Origin of the sequence: Lactiplantibacillus fabifermentans DSM 21115 (assembly GCF_000498955.2) — a bacterium.
In the GTDB taxonomy this organism is placed as follows: Bacteria; Bacillota; Bacilli; order Lactobacillales; family Lactobacillaceae; genus Lactiplantibacillus; species Lactiplantibacillus fabifermentans.
Genome location: NZ_AYGX02000128.1, coordinates 1 through 4,260 on the forward strand (window position 1 = coordinate 1; position 4,260 = coordinate 4,260).

General features: G+C 43.9%; 3 protein-coding genes and 1 pseudogene. All 4 read right to left on the minus strand.

Translation table 11 applies throughout. The features are described from left to right. Positions 1–485: 485 nt before the first annotated feature. Positions 486–1,994: an MFS transporter gene (locus DY78_RS11030; protein WP_024625268.1), complete on the minus strand. Its 1,509-nt coding sequence runs from the start codon at positions 1,992–1,994 to the stop codon at positions 486–488. A 226-nt stretch (positions 1,995–2,220) separates the two neighbouring features. Further along, positions 2,221–2,751 carry a GNAT family N-acetyltransferase gene (locus tag DY78_RS11035; RefSeq protein ID WP_024625269.1) on the minus strand — a complete coding sequence of 177 codons (531 nt, stop codon included), beginning with the start codon at positions 2,749–2,751 and terminating at the stop codon, positions 2,221–2,223. A gap of 83 nt (positions 2,752–2,834) precedes the next feature. After that, entirely contained in the window at positions 2,835–3,113 is a 279-nt protein-coding gene (locus DY78_RS11040; RefSeq protein WP_051385238.1) for a metal-sulfur cluster assembly factor, read from the minus strand. A 316-nt stretch (positions 3,114–3,429) separates the two neighbouring features. After that, positions 3,430–3,879: pseudogene (locus DY78_RS11045) on the minus strand (matrixin family metalloprotease); the annotation flags it as partial. Between the last annotated feature and the right edge of the window lie 381 nt (positions 3,880–4,260).

Consider the following 4,260-nt stretch of genomic DNA (forward strand, 5'->3'; position numbering starts at 1 on the left):
GGTTATGCTGAACAATTTGTCCAAAAATTCGGATTAAATTTGCAATCTACCATAAAACAAAAGCCGCCTTAGCAACAACTAAAGCGACTAACGAGCATGGAGCTTTCCATGCATTTGTGAATCGACAGTTAACGAGCTTCACCAGCAGTTATACAGAATGGTACAACCTTGAAAAATGTTCCTAGAATCGAAGCAACCGCAAACAGCATAACTGAGACAACCAAGTCACTGATCGACCAATTAATCACTACTTTGCGGTTCTCCCACGCTTGTGGCAAGCCCCCTTCAGTCGGGCATCAGCAGCAATGGAAGTCGCTGTGAAAGTGGCGTAAGTCTTTGAAGGGGCTTTCTTAAAGTCGATTATCAATGGCTATTTTTGATTAGACTAACTGTCATCGAAAATATTCAGCCACAATTTCCTATACTTAATGTTGTTTTGAAAGTCAGCCGATTGCGGCAATTCCACATTCACCAAAACCCCGAGCTTAACTAGCGTGATGCATTAAACTTGGTAGATGGAACGTCCAGTGGACATGTGACCGTGGTTGACGAAAAGCGAAGACGTTGACGGCTAAACCGACCACTAACAAGATGAGCGCTAGTCCCATAATATGATGCAACCCTAAATGGAGAATTTGACGCATCGCGGGCAACAAGTGAGCGGGCAAACTTTTAGCGCTAGTCGCGTCGCTAAGCGAGTTCATCATGTCCATCGTAATTTTACCATGTGATTGGCTGACCCCTTGCGTCAACGATTGATTCAAGACCACACTATAAATGGACGACATAAAGGTTTGACCAAGCATCCGGACTAGCAAACTAAACGACGTCGCAATCGGCACATCGCGGTGTTGGGCTTGTTGTTGGACGCTGACTTGTAAGACCGTAAAACAAATCCCAATCCCGCAACCTTGAAAGGCCCCGGCTAATAATAGTAGCCAGTAACTCGTGTGGGCCCCCGCCAATGCCAATAACGCACATGCAATCAGCATCCCACTAAAACCAATCATGACCACGGTTCGCGTTGACCATTTTCGTTCCAAATTCGAGCTCCATTGCGCGCCTAAAAAGTTCGTGATGGAACCAGGAATCTGGGTGACCCCGCCGATAACCGCGGTCGTTCCGAGTAAGCCTTGCGCCCACATGGGAACATAGACGTTGAAGCCCACGAAGAACCCATAAATCAAAAAGAACATGACAAATGCAGCCACTAAGTAACGATTTTTAAATAAACGACTCGGAATAATCGGATCGACGGCATGTTGTTCCGCAAATAATAAGCCGGTCAATAATGCTAATGATAGTAATAAAATGAAAATAATCGCGATAACTGGCAACTTACCAATCATTTCGATGCCGACCAATAGACTGACTAGACCGGTCGTTAATAAGGCCGCCCCTAAATAATCGACTGGCGAAGCCGTGGCTTTGATTTTCGGCGCCCGATACAACCATTGAATAATCGCAATCGACGCCAACCCAATCGGCACATTAATATAAAAGACCCAATGCCAACCAAAATTATCCACAATGAAGCCCCCAACGAGCGGGCCAATAATTGCGGCGGTACTAAAGCTCGCAGTAACATAGCCGAAGACTTTGCCCCGTTTTACCGGGTCTTGATAAATCTCGGCATAAATAATATAAGGAATGGCGGTCATCCCACCGCTCCCAATCCCCATAATCGTGCGGGCAATGATTAAGAAATAAATATTGGGCGCTAAGCCTTCCAGCAATGCCCCCACCACAAAAATCGTGGTTGAAATCTGATAAGCCTGTTTGTTCCCAATACGTTCACCAAGTTTGCTCCACAACGGTGTGGTGACCGCACCACCTAATAAGAAGACGGCGACAATCCAGCCCATGAGTTGAATCCCATGCAAATCACTAATAATTGCGGGTAACGCGGTACTAATAATCGTACTATCCAACCCATTCATCGCATTAGATAGTAACAAGGCAATCGTCACAATGATGACTACACGTTTTGACAAAAAAATTCCTCCACTTTATGTATAACAAAAATTAATCTTAAAATAAACGATTACTTCTAGGTTACACTAGTTCCGCGGTCGTCACTACCCCGTTTTCAGAAAATCACGAAAAAAAATTCACCACACTGACTGAAGGAATGGTGAATTTCATTTGGTTAGCGTGTTTAGCTCACAAGTCATTAACTTGCTCAACACGGTTATGTTAATTCATGGAACCGGTTTTAGGTCAAGCACTAATTTCAGTTAACCAATCATTTTTCGTTAAAACGTAGCGCATCACGTGAATTTTTTCGCCGGAGTCGAGCTTAAAAGTTTCCATTTCGCCGTCATCATGCATCCCCATCTTCGCCATCACGCGACCAGAATTCGGATTAGCACTCGCATAATGCGCTTCTAAAACGTCGAGTCGTAAGTCGTTAAAACCATACGCCATCAGCGCTCGGCCAGCTTCGGCCACATAGCCATGTCCCCAAGCTGCGGGCGTGATTGCATAGGTCAAGATACCGGTCGTCGCTTCGGGATGAAACTCATAAAACCCGATTAGCTGATGGTCAGCTTTAGTTTCAATGCCAAAAACCGTCGTAGTATCCGCTAAAAAATGATTTTCAAACGCCTCATTAAATGCCGCAGGGGTACTCAGACGGCGATACCGCAAATAGGCCACCACTTCCGGGTCAAAAATCATCGCTTGTAACGCATCATGATCAGTCGCCTGCATCGGCCGTAAAATCAAACGTTTCGTTTCAATTGTTGCCAAATCGCTCATCTCCAAATTGCCGTTAATTTACTCAGTATAATAATTTAACGCAATTTGTAAATTAATCTGTTCGACCGAATCAACTAAACGCCTAGCATGACCCGTGCTTCGCGCGACATTCGCGCAATCGACCAAGCTGGTGACCAAACTAAATTAATGGCCACGTCTTCAACCCCTGCGACTGCTTTCATCGTAGTCACAATGCGGTTAGACAAAATATCTGTCAGCGGACACCCCATCATCGTTAACGTCATTGTCACGACACAATGTCCTTGCGCATCGTTGGTCACATCATAGATTAGACCTAAACTGACAATATCGACCCCTAACTCCGGATCAATCACCTGACTTAGTGCCGCCATCCCAGTTGTTTTAAAATCCGTCACTTTGCATTCGCTCCTTATACCGTATCTTGCATATCAAACGTATCACTTTCAATATATAGTGTTTGTTTATCATTATTATACCGAACTTTTTAGGTGCCGAGCGCAACTAATCGTGAGCAACTGATTATGCGTTATCTCATCTTTTGCGGGTTCAACTAATTCCCAGCCAGTCGGAAAACGGCCCTGCTCGTGGAAATCACGCGGTAATTGGACCGGCTGATTCTCAACCACACCAACTAACTAAAAAAGCAAAAAAAAACGCCAGCAACTAGTGCTGAACGATTTTTTCACTTTAATTTAACGTGCCCTTGCCAACTTTGGTTGTATAACGTTGATGGACCGCATTTTTGTCGGCTTTAGTGATGCCATTATAACGGTTAGTCGATAACATCACACTGTGACTATTGGTGCTATGATTCAAGCCGATCACATGTCCCAATTCATGTTCCGCCACTTTACACCGTTGCGTTTCGGAATAGTGGTTGCGTTGTAAATTCTTCGTTAATAACTTAACTTTGGCACTCGTATAGTAGCCGGCCCGATTACTGTAACTCGTGGTGTTTCCAGCAACTTCCCCACCACGTTGACTAGTATTGGTGCTCGTCGTCAAAACGACTTGATGATGTTTTGACGATCCCGCCACAAATTTGAATTTCCCAGTCGCATTCCAAGTTTTGATAGCTTGCTTATAAACTTTCCGGTAGTATGTCGACTTGGTTTGAATGACATAAGTCACCTTAGCTTGATGCCACCGTTAACTCCCATATGGAGTCCCCGGTGAGGCTTGGGCTTGATTGCTAATACCTAAACCGAGTAATAAGGCCATCATCACTAAGATAAATTGTAAGTTTAATTTTTTCATTGTTGAGCTCCACGATTTCTATTATAAGTAATTCGTTAGTTGACCACCTCATTATCTGCTGGATTAAGCAACCGCAGTTCGGTTGTTTTTCCGATGAACCGGTCGACATCAACTAACGTTTAGCTTATATTAACGCCAACCGTGACAGTTATCAATCGCTGATATATCAGTGTTTACGTTAAAAATCTGTATAAAAATATATTATACAAATGGTAGATTGTAAAATTAATCCGAACGCTGTTCGGACAAAAAAGATCAGCT